15 protein-coding genes are annotated in these 16,734 nt (G+C 40.7%); 5 read left to right on the forward strand and 10 right to left on the reverse strand.

Annotation, left to right across the window (positions count from 1 at the left end; all coding sequences use genetic code 11):
• The first annotated feature begins 61 nt into the window (after positions 1-61).
• From nusB to CDG76_RS07795, 3 genes are all read left to right on the forward strand, one after another.
• A complete protein-coding gene (gene nusB / locus CDG76_RS07780; RefSeq protein WP_094348758.1) occupies positions 62-703 on the forward strand; it encodes a transcription antitermination factor NusB in 642 nt (213 codons plus the stop codon).
• 254 nt (positions 704-957) lie between these two features.
• A complete protein-coding gene (gene ftsY / locus CDG76_RS07785) occupies positions 958-2,631 on the forward strand; it encodes a signal recognition particle-docking protein FtsY (protein WP_094348464.1) in 1,674 nt (557 codons plus the stop codon).
• 1,359 nt (positions 2,632-3,990) lie between these two features.
• A complete protein-coding gene (locus tag CDG76_RS07795; RefSeq protein WP_094348466.1) occupies positions 3,991-5,382 on the forward strand; it encodes a PP2C family protein-serine/threonine phosphatase in 1,392 nt (463 codons plus the stop codon).
• 571 nt (positions 5,383-5,953) lie between these two features.
• Here CDG76_RS07795 and CDG76_RS07800 read toward each other — a convergent pair.
• Positions 5,954-7,237, reverse strand: coding sequence for an ankyrin repeat domain-containing protein (locus tag CDG76_RS07800; protein WP_094348467.1), 1,284 nt, complete (start codon positions 7,235-7,237; stop codon positions 5,954-5,956).
• Positions 7,238-7,433: 196 nt separating this feature from the next.
• On the opposite strand from CDG76_RS07800, the gene CDG76_RS07805 reads away from it, so the two are divergent.
• Positions 7,434-7,904, forward strand: a complete 471-nt coding sequence (locus tag CDG76_RS07805; RefSeq protein ID WP_094348468.1) for a DUF4079 domain-containing protein — start codon at positions 7,434-7,436, stop codon at positions 7,902-7,904.
• A gap of 81 nt (positions 7,905-7,985) precedes the next feature.
• Here the strand turns inward: CDG76_RS07805 and CDG76_RS07810 are convergent, their stop codons facing one another.
• Positions 7,986-8,657, reverse strand: coding sequence for a DUF1997 domain-containing protein (locus CDG76_RS07810; protein WP_094348469.1), 672 nt, complete (start codon positions 8,655-8,657; stop codon positions 7,986-7,988).
• A 178-nt stretch (positions 8,658-8,835) separates the two neighbouring features.
• On the opposite strand from CDG76_RS07810, the gene CDG76_RS07815 reads away from it, so the two are divergent.
• Positions 8,836-9,492 carry an NAD(P)H-binding protein gene (locus CDG76_RS07815; protein ID WP_094348470.1) on the forward strand — a complete coding sequence of 219 codons (657 nt, stop codon included), beginning with the start codon at positions 8,836-8,838 and terminating at the stop codon, positions 9,490-9,492.
• 158 nt (positions 9,493-9,650) lie between these two features.
• Here the strand turns inward: CDG76_RS07815 and CDG76_RS07820 are convergent, their stop codons facing one another.
• The 8 genes from CDG76_RS07820 to hpsB all read right to left on the reverse strand — a co-directional run bounded on the left by CDG76_RS07820 (position 9,651) and on the right by hpsB (position 16,596).
• Positions 9,651-10,286 carry a TIGR04282 family arsenosugar biosynthesis glycosyltransferase gene (locus CDG76_RS07820; protein ID WP_094348471.1) on the reverse strand — a complete coding sequence of 212 codons (636 nt, stop codon included), beginning with the start codon at positions 10,284-10,286 and terminating at the stop codon, positions 9,651-9,653.
• 30 nt (positions 10,287-10,316) lie between these two features.
• Positions 10,317-10,967 carry a pilus assembly FimT family protein gene (locus tag CDG76_RS07825; protein WP_094348472.1) on the reverse strand — a complete coding sequence of 217 codons (651 nt, stop codon included), beginning with the start codon at positions 10,965-10,967 and terminating at the stop codon, positions 10,317-10,319.
• A gap of 53 nt (positions 10,968-11,020) precedes the next feature.
• On the reverse strand, positions 11,021-11,986 hold the full coding sequence (locus CDG76_RS07830; RefSeq protein WP_094348473.1) for a glycosyltransferase: 966 nt from the start codon (positions 11,984-11,986) through the stop codon (positions 11,021-11,023).
• Complete coding sequence (gene hpsE / locus CDG76_RS07835) at positions 11,979-12,974, reverse strand: hormogonium polysaccharide biosynthesis glycosyltransferase HpsE (protein ID WP_094348474.1); 996 nt, start codon at positions 12,972-12,974, stop codon at positions 11,979-11,981. Before hpsE (CDG76_RS07835) ends, CDG76_RS07830 begins: the two co-directional genes overlap by 8 nt.
• 19 nt (positions 12,975-12,993) lie before the next feature.
• Positions 12,994-13,962 (reverse strand): hormogonium polysaccharide biosynthesis glycosyltransferase HpsE, encoded by a 969-nt coding sequence (gene hpsE / locus CDG76_RS07840; RefSeq protein WP_094348475.1) that lies wholly within the window; start codon positions 13,960-13,962, stop codon positions 12,994-12,996.
• 188 nt (positions 13,963-14,150) lie between these two features.
• On the reverse strand, positions 14,151-14,852 hold the full coding sequence (locus CDG76_RS07845; RefSeq protein WP_094348476.1) for a prepilin-type N-terminal cleavage/methylation domain-containing protein: 702 nt from the start codon (positions 14,850-14,852) through the stop codon (positions 14,151-14,153).
• Between the two features lie 38 nt (positions 14,853-14,890).
• Positions 14,891-15,883, reverse strand: a complete 993-nt coding sequence (gene hpsC, locus CDG76_RS07850; RefSeq protein ID WP_094348477.1) for a hormogonium polysaccharide secretion pseudopilin HpsC — start codon at positions 15,881-15,883, stop codon at positions 14,891-14,893.
• A gap of 65 nt (positions 15,884-15,948) precedes the next feature.
• Positions 15,949-16,596, reverse strand: a complete 648-nt coding sequence (hpsB, locus tag CDG76_RS07855) for a hormogonium polysaccharide secretion pseudopilin HpsB (RefSeq protein ID WP_094348478.1) — start codon at positions 16,594-16,596, stop codon at positions 15,949-15,951.
• Positions 16,597-16,734 lie beyond the last annotated feature (138 nt).

Below are 16,734 nucleotides of genomic sequence, written 5' to 3' on the forward strand. Positions count from 1 at the left end.
TAGGCTTATAAGTTTGTCTTGCCTAGTAAATTCAGTTCTCGCACAATCACCCCTCAGTTTTATGCAACCTCGTAAACCCCAGCAAATTGCTCGTGAATTGGCGCTTTTAAGCCTTAGCCAATTGCCAGTCAACCCAAAGAAATTAGATAAATTGGAAGACGACCAACTAGTATCCAAGTTGGTACTAGGTGCAGTACGCACTCTGACCTCAGAAGTTCAAGATACCCTTGATAATGCCGCAGGTGAACTGCAACGCAGTAACGATCGCCTCTTAAGTAGCCAAACTCGGGCCTCCGACCTCAATACTGCCAGAACAATGCTTCAAGAAGCGATCGCCTGCACCCAGACAGCAATCAATCAGTTGGGTACAGCTGTTGATTTCCCAGTATTGATTCAGTTAGCTAATCAGGATAAGGGAGTTCGGAATTACGCTAAAGAGCTTGTGATTACCGTCAATGAAAATCGACACATTATAGAAGAACTCATTTCTGCTGCCTTAGTAGATTGGCAAGTAACTCGCCTCGCGCAAATTGACCGCGATATCTTGCAAATTGCCGTGGCAGAAATGAAGTTCTTAGGAGTACCAGACAGTATCGCCATCAACGAAGCTGTGGAGCTAGCCAAACGCTACAGTGGAGACGATGGTCATCGGTTTATTAACGGTGTTTTGCGCCGAGTCACTGAGCAGAAAAAAACTGCGTAGTACCGCTGCGGAATTCATAATTTTTATACTGTCGTGGAGAAAAGTCTGTAGCCGCTTCTGCGGCTTCCTCCAAGCGGAACTTCACTCAAAGTGAGACGCTGCGCGAACGCAAGGAGCCGTCTATTGTCACGATTCTCCTCAAACTGGCGTTGAAAGGTGAGGATAACTCGGAAGTTTTCACCCCAAGAAAAAGTGCAAAGTTAAATTAAACTCATAATTCATAACTCATAATTCATATAAACAATACTGCTGCAATGGTTTTTAATTGGTTCCGTCGTCAACATAACGATTCCTCTAATACTCCCTCTGATAAGAAACAGGAAGAAACTCCTCCTGTACAAGAACCCCAACCAGAGCCAGCCGACACCTCAACACCAACTGCTGAAACTGCACCAGACACAACGGCAGACTTATTGGCATTTGCTAAAGCTGCCTACAAAAATATTCAGCAAAAACAGCAAGTTGAGGTAGTAGAAACCCCACCTGATTCAGCAGATACCTTATCACCATCAATACAACCTGAAACCGCAGAAACGGTAATTGCGGCAATAGCTGAACCAGAAGCAACTGAAGAACCTGCTAGTACAACCGTAGAAACAGCACAGCCAGAAGTTATACAAGCTGCTAGTGAGGAAGAAATTACAGAAGATTCCTCAGTGGCAGCAATTGTTGAACAGCCAGATGTTTCTAGCCCAGAACTCACGGCAAGTGAAGTTGAACCAACACCCACTGAACTACTAGCTACGCCAGAGGCAACACAGCCAACAGCACCAGCTAACTTATCCTTTTTAGAACGAGCGGCAGCAGAACGGCAAACCAAGCTAGAACAACTAATAGCCACCGCCATTGAAGTTCCAGAACCGGAGGTAGTACAGCCAGTAGCGACAACCTCAGAAACAGGAGAGGAAATTCCCGGATTGCTATTTGATGATGGGTTTGTTTGGTCAGCGAAAGTTCTAGCAGCTCAAGGTAGAAGTGCAGAAGACGTTTCTATTGAAGAAATTACCTGGCTGAAAAAGCTCCGGCAAGGATTAGACAAAACTCGCCGTAGTATTCTCAATCAACTGAAGGCGATCGTTGGTCAAGGGCCGCTTAACCAAGCTGCTGTGACGGAAATTGAGGCATTGCTTTTACAAGCTGATGTTGGTGTAGAGGCGACAGACTTTATTATCAATGCCTTACAGACAAAACTGCGAGAAGAAGTTACTGCACCTGAAGAAGCGATCGCTTTCCTGAAAAAAATCCTTCGGGATATGCTGGATGCACCGAGCAAAACCTCCCACAAGACTACCTTTACCCCAGAAAAAGAAACCTTAAATATTTGGTTAATCACTGGGGTAAATGGTGCCGGTAAAACCACCACCATCGGCAAAATTGCCCACCTGGGACAAAAATCTGGCTATAAATGCTTAATTGGCGCAGCAGACACCTTTCGCGCCGCCGCCGTGGAACAGGTGAAGGTTTGGGGTAGTAGAAGTGGTGTGGATGTAATTGCCAATCCGGGAAAGAATACAGATCCGGCAGCAGTTGTATTTGATGCGATCGCAGCCGCCCAAGCGCGTCAAACCGAATTACTTCTCGTAGATACAGCTGGGCGACTGCAAAACAAGAAAAATTTAATGGACGAACTCGGTAAAATTCGGCGAATTATCGACAAAAAAGCCCCAGATGCCAAAGTAGAATCTCTTTTGGTTCTAGATGCCACTTTAGGCCAAAATGGGCTGCGGCAAGCCGAAGTTTTTTCCCAAGCTGCCCAACTCAGTGGTGTTGTTTTAACCAAGCTAGATGGTACAGCCAAAGGCGGCGTTGCCCTTGCCGTTGTGCAGCAACTAGGTTTACCCATTCGCTTTATTGGAGCTGGCGAAGGAATTGAAGACCTACGCCCCTTTTCGAGCTATGAGTTTGTCGAAGCTCTCTTGAGTGGTTAGTTGAAAAATTTCGAGTGAAAAATTTTTCTTACCAAACTTAGGACTTACGCAATACTGTATTATTCTTCTCTGGGAGACACTGCGCGTTGGCGTCAGCCTCTGACAGAGAAGGAGGTTCGATAAATTAAGCTTTTTAGCTATTTTTGCGTAAGTCCTAAAACTCATAAATTTAGGGATGACTGATCTGGTATTATCACTTGAACTAACTAGAAGCAGCTCAAGTCCTAAAATTATGAATTTGTCACAATAAATAGGTGACTTTTGCTAAAATTTCTAGCTAATGCCCTTTTTGAAGTCTGAAATGGGCTTTTTAAATGTAGCAGCACGGTATTTAGTTGCGACATAATCCCCTAGACTTTCATCTTGCAGCAATTGAAAAGGGAATCGAGACGCTCACCCCCACAAATACAACTCTATTGTGGGATAGACAGCAGTGCCAATGGTGAGCAGTGCGTTGGGGAACCAGCGCGGGTGATTTCAGCGCTGCTGGAGGTTTATTTCTCCATAGGTGTTTGGTGTTGGCTATGGTGACTTACTCGTGCAACGTCTATCGAGAGGTTGGAATTCTGATGGTTAAATGAAAACACTCTTTCTGACTTTTGACTTAAAGTTCTTAGAAGATATTTCTTCTATTTTTAGTGTCATCTCTTTTATTCATATCTTACACTTACCAAATGACTCACCCCTAAAATAAATTACAGGCGAATGGTTTAACTCTGTTACATCTGACTAAAAAGATAGAGTCACTTCACTTTTATCTTGTTTTGATGGGTTTAAGTTTTGCACCTTCAGCAACTCAAAATTCGCAAAACGAGAAATTAAAAATGGAAAAGCTCAATTTTGGCGATTATCCCAGCGATTATGGTATACAAATTAAGTATTTGAAAACTTATTTACATATTCTCAGGTGTGGAAACGAGTGTAATTCTGTTTTTGAGCAAATCAAGCTCGATTTGAGCGCTTATAGAGGTTTTTACTCAAAAAACTTCTAGTCTCCTAGTTGCTTCTGCCCAAAAACGTCCCTCTGAGAGCGTTATAAATTATTCTTTGAATAAAGTATTTTTATGACTTTAGAGATATGCTTTGGTAATTAAGTTATGAAAAAATGAAAAGCTTTCTGATATATCAGCAAAACTAGTAATTTTTACGGGTAGAATTTGGACTAAAAATACATGATTTGAAATTACTAATATTCCATCAGAAATACAATAAGCAAATAAAATACTTATAAAATTTGCCTGTTACGTCTTTATACTCTTGCTAAAATGGCAAGTCTTGCCTAAATATGGTTTAGCAATGCCAAAGCCAAAAGATTTATAAATCATCTAAAATCTGCCAATATAAAGTGCAATAATACCCGTGCCTGTGTCTCAACTGCCCTCTCAACCCACTGATAATAATAGTAGTGCCGCGACGGATGTCACACCAGTCGTGGCACTCAAAGAACTCGTGGCAAGGTTGCACCGGGAACAGAACAAAATTCAAGATTTGCTAAGTTCTTTAGGATTTGCCCTGAGAAGTTTCAATAATTTGAATCAGTTTTTGGAACTGATTCCGCTGATGGCAACAAGAGTGACAGATGCAGACGGTAGTGCCCTGTTTCTCTACAAACCTAATGGTCAAGTCAGGTTAGAACAGTTACACTGGCAAGATAGTGGCCAGCGCAAGAATATCCGCAAAGCGCTAGAAATAGCCAGTAGTCAAATCACGCTTTTGCCCAATACTGCTCCCCTAGCCAATGCCACGGGGATTTTGGATGACCAGATGCATCGCTATTTAGGGCCAGATGTGCAAATCTTTGGTACGGCGATTCTGGTAAAGCATACAGAACGGGGATGGCTATATGTCTTGAGCCGCGATCCAGAATATAGTTGGACAGAAACCAGGCAAAAGTTAGTTAGGTTAGTGGCAGACCAAACAGCAGTAGCGATCGAAAACGATGAACTAGCTGTAGAACTAAGAAAAAAAGAACGCCTAGACCAAGAACTAGAAATTGGCGCAGAAATCCAACGGCGACTTCTACCACGTCAATGCCCCACAATTCCTGGTGCAGTCCTGGCTGCACGGTGTAAACCTGCCAATCGCGTCGGTGGAGACTATTACGACTTTATTGCTACCAATCATAATAAGATTCAGCCCAAGCTCAAAGGTGGCAGCGAAACTAGTCGCTGGGGTTTGGTTATTGGAGATGTCATGGGCAAAGGTGTCCCCGCTGGGCTGATTATGACGATGATGCGGGGAATGCTACGGGGAGAAGTGCTACATGGTAATTCCCCAGCCGGAATTCTACAAAACTTAAATAGAGTTATGTATGCGGATTTGGAAAATTCCCACCGCTTTGTAACGCTATTTTACTCAGAATATAACCCTTACAGCCGAATTCTGTCTTATAGCAATGCGGCACACAATCCTCCCTTATGGTGGCACGCAGCGACAAAAACTGTCAGCCGTTTAGATACTTTGGGAATGTTAATCGGTTTGGATGCTAACAGCCAATATGAAGATGCCCAGGCACAGTTAGAGCCTGGGGATACAATTATCTACTATACAGATGGCTTAACCGATGCCGCTGCTGCTGGTGGCGATCGCTTCGATGAAGACAATTTTGTTGCTGGCTTCAATACGGCTTGTAAATACTGCAATGGGCCAGAGGAGATTGTGGATTACCTATTTGACCAAGTTCAGCAATTCATCGGTGCTGATAAACAAAACACTGATGATATGACACTAGTTGTTCTGCAAATTTTATAATCATTGGGCATTTATGCTCGGTCAAGTCATGAGTCAATGCTTGAGTTTATGGTGACAGAGGATTCACTACAGTGATTCCACTAAATTTAATTTTTTATTTATTTTTATTTGAATTTCTGTAGCGATCGCCCAAATGATTGTACATCAAGCTTTTTTGGTAACTTGTTTGTATTTAGCCTTTAGGATAATACATAAAAAATGATCCTTAGAATACTTTTCCGTTTAATTAAAAACTATATATTTTGCACATCTAGCACAGTAGGAAACGCCAAGGGGGAGAGCAGGTAAAAGGTAAAATGTACAAGGTAAAAAGTAAAAGGTAAATTTACTTCTTCATTTTTGCTTTCTTTCTATCCTTGTGACGCAAGCATTTGGTCTGCTCCCTTTTGGCGTTTTAATTTTTCTTTCTCCGCCGTAGCAAGTTCACAACAGCTACGACGGAGTTTTGCTTTCTTTATTTCTTCGTCCTAGATTTGCTTTTTTAAACTTCCTTGATATTTAAGGTGAAAGCCTTCATTTAATGATTTGTCAAGATATTTCTGAAAATATTTTAGATGAAGAATTTAGATTGCTATTCTTGCGCCCCAGCTTTTTGCAGACTCCGCACCACATTTTTATAACCATTAAATTCTGCAATCATTAAAGCAGTATAACCGCCCCGATTTTTTAAATTCACATCTGCCCCAGCTTGGAGTAATAACTGCAAAATTTCGTCATAACCTGCTGAGGCAGCCCACATCAATGATGTGGCTCTCGCTGAGTCTTGAAAATTCACATCTGCCCCCTTTGCCAGCAGCAAATGTACGATCTCTTTGTGTTTGCGTTCGGTTGCCTTAATCAAAGCAGTTTTGCCATCATCCCCTGGAATGTTGACATCAGCACCATAGTCTAACAACACTTGCACCGTTTGGATGTGTCCCTGTGATGCAGCCAACGTCAAAGGAACTTCACCAAGATTTTTCCCATTTATATCTCCGCCAGAACCTAGCAGTGCCTCGACAATTTGGCTATGTCCCTGCAATGCTGCTACAAGTAGTGGTGTATCGCCCAGGTGGTTGCTAATTTGGACATCTGCACCCCTGTTAAGTAATATTTGTACGACATCAATGTAGCCTTCCACAACGGCAAGGTGTAAGGCAGTTTCACCATCTCGATCTTGAAGATTGATCTGGGCACCTCGATCTAGTAAAGCTGCTGCGATCGCACTGTGTCCAGCCGCTGCGGCGGCCGATAGGGCAGTTCCACCATCAGCGTTTTTCACATTCACATCAGCCTCTGCCGCTAGCAGTGCTTCCACAATCTCCAAATGTCCCAAGTCTGCTGCTAGCATTAAAAGTGTCTCACCCTCCTCATCTGGGATATTGACATCGACACCAGTTTGGAGAATTGCTTGTAAAACTTCTATTTTTCCCTGCTTAACGGCAAGTTTCAACGCCGTATCATCATCTTTATCAGCGATATTAACTTGGGCACCAGCAGCCAATAAAACTCGCACTACATCAATGTTACCTTTGAGTACTGCTGCCATTAAAGCTGTACTGCCATCTTCATTAGTGGCATTGACATCCGCACCTCTAGATAGTAAAAGTTGCAAAATGTCAAGCTGTTTGGCACTAGCCGCCAACATCAAAGCCGTCAAACCATAGAGTTTTCTCGGCAAGTTGATATTTGCCCCAGCATCCAGAAGCGATCGCACAATTTCGGTGTAACCTAAATTGGCAGCAAACATTAACGCCGTGGTGCCTTGGCGATCGCACGCGTCCACCCTCGCACCAGCAGCTAGTAGCGCACACAGCCCCTTGATATCACCACTTTTAGCAGCTTTGAGCAGCAAAGTATCGTTGTTTTCAGTCATGAATGAGATCCCACGCAGGGGGTTTTGTTCGTCTACCCTCAAAATTTAGTCTGAGATTGTTTATCCACTTTGGCAAGAGGGCGAAGCAAAATAGTCCGGGGAGATGGGGAAGTCTCTTTTAATTTGTGCAACTTTAAGCACAGAAAATAGAGTTATGCTAATTTTTATGAAGATTTAATCATTAGGCGAGAACACGATGAGTCTAGAACTTTCTACGTCGGTGAAATATTGGCTGAACTTCTTCCATCCGGTGCTGATGTGGGCGCTATTAGTACTCTCAATTTATGCTGCCTATTTAGGACTGCAATTGCAGCGTACCAGAAATGCTCAGGGGGAAGAAAAAAAAGAATTGATTAAAGGTAAATATAACGTCAGACACTACCAAATCGGGTCTATACTCCTAGCTTTGATGGTGGCAGGTGCGATCGGCGGGATGGCTGTCACTTACATTAATAACCAAAAGTTATTTGTCGGGCCTCACCTACTAGCAGGACTGGGTATGACAGGTTTGATTGCATTTTCTGCTGCCTTGTCCCCTTATATGCAAAAAGGGGCAAATTGGGCACGTGCAACTCATATTTTAATAAATTTCACGCTTTTGGGACTTTTTGCTTGGCAGGCTGTTACTGGCGTGCAAATTGTCCAAAAAATTCTCACTCAAGCATAGTTAGCAAAGCAGGGTAGCACAATTGTGCTACCCTACAAACGTATAAATAATTTGGATTTATTGATTTTTTAGAAATCCCTATCAACGCTTTTGCTTAGAATTAGCAGGAAAGGGTATTCCCAAAGATTTATGAAAATCTTCCTGAACTTTGCGAGTTAAGCGGCGGGAGACTTGGCGGACAATTTGATTAAGTAAGCGATCGCCTGTAGATTGAATTATAGACTTGGGTAATCGCTGAATAAATCGGGGAAAGTGAAGATAAACTATCAAATCCAATTCCCATTCAACTTTTGTAACTTCGGCAATACTACTGCAAGCATCGTTTCCGATTAACTGTAGAGATGCCCGATAATCTACGTCATAACCAGGCGGCTGGTAGTCAGGAATGGGGATTGTACGAATGCGGTAAATACCCTCTTCTGGGGGCAACAATTCCAAACCTATTTTCGGTTCTACTTCATAACCGAAAGAACCAAAACGACCAATTGTTAAAGCATAGCCATTTTCCCCAAGTGATTGTACCTTCATGGGTTCAGCACAGCGCGAAAACCATGAGGAGTGAGAATTGAGATACTCAGCAACCTTCTCTACTGGAGCAGCCATTTCCATAAAATCTTGATAACGACCGTAAAATTTTGTCAGCGTCGCTACATTTGGTTCTGTTAATGTGTCCTCGGCTTCTTGGCTGGAGGCTACAGGTAAAACTGCTTCTGTTATTTCCCAGGATTTATATTCGCCTTTTCTTGAAAGCATAAATGCATTACTGTATATTTTGGCGTTAGTCTATATTAATGATTCCCCACACACCTGGGTCATTTCGCATTCAGATCCCATTTTGACCGAAACCTCATTAATCTGCGATCGACTCCATAGAATTACTAAAATAAAGAACTGAACAAGCACACAATAGTTTCCCAGGATAGCATTTATCATGAAAGCATTTGTAGCAGGGGCAACAGGTGAAACAGGTCGCCGGATTGTGCAAGAATTGATTGCGCGGAATATTCCCGTCCGAGCCTTGGTGCGGGATATAGAGAAAGCTAGGGCTATTCTGTCTCCTGAAGCCGAATTAGTGGTAGGTGATGTATTACAACCAGAAAGTTTAACTGCTGCCTTGGGAGATAGCACAATTCTGTTGGTTGCGACTGGGGCAAAACCTAGCTTTGACCCCACTGGCCCCTATAAAGTGGATTTTGAAGGGACTAAAAATTTAGTAAATGCTGCTAAGGCAAAGGGAATTGAACATCTGATCTTAGTTTCTTCTTTGTGTACTTCCCGCCTTTTCCATCCGCTAAACTTGTTTTGGCTAATTTTGTTGTGGAAAAAACAAGCTGAAGAGTATATTCAGAAAAGCGGTCTTACTTATACGATTGTGCGGCCTGGTGGGTTGAAGAATGAAGACAACTCCGACCGCATAGTGATGCAGAGTGCAGATACACTGTTTGATGGTAGTATTCCCAGACAGAAAGTCGCCCAAGTTGCTGTTGAGGCGCTGTTTGAAGCAGATGCACGCAATAAAATTGTCGAAATTATTGCCAAACCTGAAGCAGCCTCAAAAAGCTTTAAGGAGCTATTTCAGCAGTGCTGATATTTCCACAAGATTTTATTGCTTCTGTCTCTTATTCTCATCCCCAAGATAATCGGCTCGCATTTTCATGAAAAAGTGATGCCTACAAACTTTTCCATTAGCTTGCATTATCTAAATTGGCTGACCTTTGATTTAACTCACTAAAGCGATCGCTCTATCTACTCTGCAAGGGCTTGTTCCCAAATTGGCAGATCCTCCGGTCGGTCAACATCAGCTAAGGGCAATAAGTCCACGTATGACAAACTAAGTTCCTGGGCAATATCCACGGTTTTCTGGAATACTTGAGCAGTTCCCCACTCGATATCAACGAATAGCTCCGGGATGGGTTGGCGCAAACCAATTAAGTAATATCCACCATCGATCGCAGGGCCAAGTACAAGGTCAAAGTCGTGTAACTTCTCAAAGGCTGTTGCTAAAATCTGGGCATTCATTCCAGGACAATCTGTGCCAATGATAGTTACTTTTTCTGCACCAGATTGAAAAGCATCAAAAAGCGATCGCGCCATCCGCAAACCTAGATCGCCTTCACCTTGAGACTGGTAAACTAAATCTAACCCCAGCCAGTCTTGCATAAGTTGCGAATCGCCACCTGCAAACCGCACTTCCACAGATATGTCAATGGCTTTTTGCAATTCTTGAACCTGAAATATTGTATGCTCAGTCATTTCCCGTTGAAGATTGGCAGCACCAACATCTCCCAAAGCAGGTATCAATCGGGTTTTTGTCCTACCTGGTTCTGGATAACGGGTGAAAATAATCAGGTGCTGTTTTGGGCTTGCTGGTAAGTTCAGCACACAATACCTTGTTTAACAACTAAAAATATTTTAATAGCAATACTTGTCGTTTTCGTTGGCTCTAGCATGATCTTTTCCCGTTCGCATAGCCCCCAAAATTGTAGAAACATAGACACAACGTCTAGCTTTACCACCATTCAAGCTATAGAAGGTTATCTGTCCTAATCCGCCTATAGTACACTGATTTCCAATTTCAGAGATAGGACAACCGTGATAGTTAAATAAAACTCGCCACATTTGCTGTGAAGGGTGTTTTAGTAAAGTTGTCTCCTTTTTTCCTTTATTGTTTTCCTCTTCATCAATGCGAATGTTCGGCTCCAGATTATGCCATAGGCTGCCATTGTTTTTAACAGTATCAGGAATGAATTGTCCTGCCTCTGCTTGATGAACTGCCCATTGCACGACACCATTTTGTATGCGAAAACTGGTTTGCCTAGTTAATTTATCTTTAGTGGCTTGGCTTTGCGCTTGGCGTATAGCATAATAAACCTCATTTTGGGTAGTGTTGAGACGACGAGTCTCCACAAAAGCCAGCCAATTGGATATTCCGATCGTAGCTAATATACCAATTAATACAATAACTACTAACATCTCTGGTAAGGTAAAACCACTGTTAGAATGATTATGCTTCAAGAGATTTTTTGCATAAACTAAAGATGGTAGATATACTAGGCTATCCATTTTTATTCTGAGAGTTTTTCAGCTAACTAGCCGTTAAACAATTTTCAGTTTGTTTAGCTTTTTACTTCGCGCTGGTTAGTAATATTTTCGAGCAACGTAGGCATCAAAATCATTATGAAAATTTTTAATAATAATTTTAAAGTAAAATTTATCCGCTGAAATCTTGAAGAATTATTCAGAATATAATTCCATAAAAATTTAGCCCCAGTTAAAGCGTTTTGTCGATTAAATGGCTTTTGTAGGGCTTTGCATGTCAGGTATTTATATAAATTTGTCAGACTTAGATTCCTAGTACTCTTAAGTGCTAAAGGTCTTTCCTTATATGCTCTTTCAAGCACCTGCAAGCAAGCTTTTTCTTGCCTTATAAGATTAGCAGAAACTGAATTAGCACTTATTCTGTACAATATTTGTACAGATGGTACGCATACAAAATCAAACTGGCAAGCTAATCGCAACCACATATCCCAATCTTGAGCAGCACTTAGAGATTCATCAAATCCACCTAATTTTATTAAAGCTTCTCTACGAATCAAAGGATTGGAACCATTCTCTAAAAAGTTTGTCAACAATAACTTTTCATAAATGTCTCCATTGGCTGTAATGTGTGTACCAGAGAGTACTATTTCACCATTTTCATCGATATAATCAGTCCAACTGTAAGCAACTGTCGCAGTAGTGTTTTCTTGCAAAGCCTGTAACTGAGACTGAAGCTTATCAGGTGTCCAAAGATCATCAGCATCTAAGAAACTAACAAATTCTCCAACTGCACGGTGAAGCCCTCGGTTACGACTGACGTTTCCGCCAGCATTGGAATAGGAAAATACTTTTATTCGTGAGTCTTGTATTTGTGTGACAACTTCTAAAGTTGAGTCTTGTGAACCATCATTAATTACAATTAATTCAAAGTTAGCAAAAGTTTGATTTAAAACAGATTCAATTGTTTCTCTAATAGTTTTTTCGCTATTGTAAGCTGGTATAATAACAGAAATTACTATTGTATCTAAAGTTGAATTAATCATTTTGTAGAGTTGTATTTTCTGATATTCTGTCTAACTTCAATTTTAGAGAATAAAAGGGACTCATCATACTAGCAAAGTAAAAATTAATTTCAAAAAGTGCGATTAAATTACTTTTTAATTGACCTCTATATTTAATGAGATGCTGTAATACTCGGTGTAAATTGCCCAAGATAGTTTTAACCAAAATTATTGGTTTTTGCCAATTTTTGGCATTTATCAGGCGTAGCTGGAAAATACACAAGCCACAGCCGCGTGCTAGAGTTAAGAGGTAATCTCTTTCCAGTCGCCAATGTGGTATTTGATGATAAGTATGCATCGTGGGGTTATACCAAATTTGCCAGCCTCCATAATGTATATAAAGCAATGCTTCGTAGTCATCACCTTGCACAAAAATACCAGGTAATTTTCCGCTTAAATTAGGTCGTTGTGGTACATTTTCACACCATACTTGTTTCCGAACAACAAGCGCCGCACCAGGAGGAAGTCTTAAATTAGCTGCATCAAATAGATGTGGATCTGATCCATGTTCTCTTATAGCTAAAAAAGCTTGAATTCGTTCAAAGTTTTCTGGCGGTTTTACTTCAAAAGCACCATGAATCTGTCCACTCCAAGCACCTGCTTGAGGATGCTCTTTGCCAAAATTATAAGATTGTAAAATCCAATCAGATGCTAGTAGATTATCATCATCTACAAATGCAATAAACTCGCCTCTAGCTTCACTTATAGCCCGCATTCTTGCAAAGGGTATACCTTGTTTTTTCTCTAAAAAGTACCTCAAAAAAATATTCTGGCTATAACTTTTTTGATAATGTTTAATTACCTCACTTGTATCATCTTGACTATTGTTATCAATAATAATGATTTCCCAGTTTAGCTTTTCTATTCCTGTCTGCTTAAGTAGCAAATCTAAAACTTGAGGTAAGCGTTTTGCACCATTGTATGTAGGAATAGCAACGGTAAAATCCAGTTTTTCAATTACTTCATTCATGATTGTAAATATTTAATCTTTAATTGCATTTTCTACTTAAATAGCCATTTTTCCAGAGATAAAAAGGGCTAACTAAACTACTTAGAAAAAGTTGCATTTCACAAGCTGCAACTAAATCGGTTTTCAACAGATTCCGGTATTTTAGTAAGTGTAAAGTAATTTTCCGCACGTCATTTACCATATAGGCGAAAAGAGCAACTGGTCTATACACCTGTTTTACATTTACCATTCTAGTTACATAACGGCTAAGTCCAATACCTCGAAAAAATGGAATTAAATAATCTTTTTGCAAACGAAATTTTGGTATTTTGTGAGAAATTTCCATTTCTGGGTTATACCAAATTTCCCATCCTGCTTTTTGGATATAAGACAACATTTCTAAGTCTTCACTGGTAAGCATACTGCCTTTAACTCTCCCAGTTAGAATAGGCTTATCTGGTACACTTTCTAACCAGGCTTGTTTACGGACAACAAGTCCGGCAGATGGTGGTAGCAATTTTTTAGCTGCTTCATATAATAGTGGTAAATTACCTCGCTCTGTAATTGCCAAGAATGGAGCAATTCTCTGAAAATTTTCAGGTGGTTCTACTTCCCAGTCAGGATGAATTTGGCTGCCATAAGCTCCCGCTTTCGGATATTTTTCACCAAAAGTACAAGCTGCTGATACCCAATTTGATACTGGGTAGTTGTCATCATCTAGAAAACCTATGAGTCTACCTTTAGCTTCTGCAACTGCCCTTTTTCGCGCATAAGCTGCACCTTGTTTTTCTTCAAAGCAATACTTTAAAGGGTAAGGAGACTGCCAATTTTTTTGATAGTTTTGAACAACTTTAGCTGTATTATCAGTGCTGTTGTTATCTACAACTATGATTTCCCAATATAAATTTTCGGTGTGAACTTGGTTTTGTAGTCGTTCTAGTAGTTCAGGCAAACGACTTTCACCGTTATAAGTTGGGATAGCTACAGTAAAGTCAAGGTTCTTAGTCATTTTCCGAAAAGTATATTTTGATGATGACGCTTTTTATTATGTTCAGGCAATGGCTAATTTATCAATGGCTCTTAAATAACTCTATCAAATATTAAAACTGCACATGATGTTTCAATTTTGCTATCAACGTGCAGTTTTATGTTCAGCAATATTACCTATTTTTAAATAAATGGTGGTATTTAAATTACTTAACTGCATTTATCATCTTTTGCTGTCAGCATCGAGCCTAAGAGAGTTTTTACAATGACGCATCGCTTTACGCTACTAGCCGATGCAGGATTTGCAGAGCTTGGTACAGCTACCACTATTTTTAACCCAGGTGGCTCTGTCGAAGGGGCTATAGGTGTTCCAAAGCTGGCATTGGGTAAAGTTCCCATATAGTCAAAAGTAATTTTTGCTGATGCATTTAAAGAATAGGATACAGTAGAATCGGCAGTGTTTTCAGTAGTGCTATTTAGATTTGTACCGAGCAAAAATTTATCAGAGCTAACGCCTACATCTGTTCCTAAAGGTTTCCATGTGCTGATTCCAATATCGGTACGATAAATAGCAACCTCTTGGGTTGTGCTATTTTTCCGAAAACTGACACTGTAGCTAAGTTTTTTGTTTTTAGCTTCGCGCTGTGCTTGTTGCAATGCTGCGAAAACGGCGTCGTTAAACTTATTTATCCGTTGCCGATTTACAAAGGCAGCCCAACCAGGAGCTGCGATCGCTGCTAAAATTCCTACTAGCAGCAGTACTACTATTAACTCTATAAGACTAAATCCAGCATCTTGTTGATTGTAGCCATTGGTAGAGGGTCTATTTGCTAAATATTGCTGCTTTAGCTTTGTTTTTCGGCTGTGCAACTGGAAAGAATCTAATAGTTTTAAACTAAGAATATTCGGCATACTATCCTGCTTTTATTAATATTTATCAAAGATAGAAGCTATTTTGTAAAAATGAAGCTGCTTCCTTGAACCTTAATGTTTGCACTTGGGAAATAACTAGATTTGCTCTGCGCGTAACGTACTTTAGTTTCATCATTTTGTATTAGGCGAGCTTGTGCATTACCTCTTAAATAAACTTCCGCAGCACTTCTATTATCTGCGCTAACTGAATTTATACAAGCATAGAATCCTGTTCTAACACTAGTTGCTGCTACTGGAACTTGACTAAAGTTAGTAGAGCATGTTGCTGCTGGCGCTCCCTGTGCTATTGTTGTTTGATCTATAAAATCAACCAAAACCACGGGATCTTGACTGTAAGCTCCCCCTCCTGTCCAACTATTCATTTTTGCTTGTAACGTTATGCCCTTTTGTGACAAGTCAAATGGTTTAAAACCTTTATCTGGACATGGGAGATATTTGTCGGTTGCAGCAAATCCAGGGCAAGTCACTGTAGCAGCAGTATTTGGAACGCCATCTTTAATTTCCCATCTGGCGATACGTGCAGCGTTAGACCAAGTAGTACTAGTGTCTTTAATTAAATAGTAGGCAACTAATGAGTAAACAAAAGTATCATCTTTTTGAGTGCCTGTAATTGTAATTGCTTGATTAATTAATTCTCGTTTCCAAAAGACAAGCACAGGAACTCCATTTGTTGGACTAGGTAGTTGATTTGTACTTGCATTTGGGCAAGTGTTAGTATCAACAGTACCGCTTAGACAAGCAATTCCGGTAGCATTATATATATATATTGCTTGTTGGAGATCGCGAGTAATATAATCTAGTGCAGCTTTAATTTCTTGCTCAGAGGTTGATTTGGCTTGTTCCTGACCATCAGTGTTTAAAATACTGATCATAAAACTTAGTAACGGCGTAATTACTAAAAATGCAATGAGCATAGCCACCAATAATTCAATCAGGGTAAAACCACTATTTTTGTTTTGCTTGTGAGAGGGTTTTAGCTGAGTACTTAACAGCCACCTCAATATATTCATTTTGTTACAGATTCTCCTTAGTGACTGATACTGAGTCATGAAATTATTTATGTTTACCGGGTTAATTATGGTTGACAACCACCAAGGCGATCGCACAAAGCGCTATACGAGCTTTGACCCCTGACAATTTCAGTTGTCATTTCTACTAGTGGTGCTTTGCGATCGCCTAGTCCCCCAGTGAATGTTGCTGCTTTTTTTCCACTGCTACCCGCAGTTAAGGTACCAAATTCAGCATCTGAACGATATACCCTAACTCCCAAACGATAGCCTTGACCTTTATCAGCGTCGCTACCTGTGACAGCAACGCGAATAGCCTGAATGTAAAATAGATCGCTAGTACAGTCGGGATTAGCAAGGCTGCCATTTTTGTTAAAGCAATACAAACCAGTGCTAACAGTAGGAGCTGACGTACTACTCAATAAATAGTCACCACTTGAACTGGATACATTTCTAGTTGTGCTAGCAGCCAGTGTAACGGTGATTGTCGGATCTGAGATTGTTTTAGACTTAATAGCATCAATAAAGGCTTTAGCTGCTCCTGTTGCTAATTCTATGCGTCTAGCTTGGACACGGGTTGCAGTTGACATGACTAGGACAGGTGCGATCGCTACCAGCAAAATGGCAACCACGAGGATCGCCACAAGCGATTCAATGATCGTAAAACCAGAATCGTTAGACTGAGCAGATAATTTTTGTAGTTGGCGTGGGTTCATACTCAATTTCTTAATAAGGCTATGTTTTAAAGTAATTTGCGATCGGGTGTAATACACTCGTAACCTCTCTTAAAACCTCTCCCCTACAAGGGGAGAAGCTTTGAATTTTCCCCCTTCCCTATTAGGGAAGGGGGCTAG

The organism is Nostoc sp. 'Peltigera membranacea cyanobiont' 210A (assembly GCF_002246015.1).
Taxonomy (GTDB): domain Bacteria; phylum Cyanobacteriota; class Cyanobacteriia; order Cyanobacteriales; family Nostocaceae; genus Nostoc.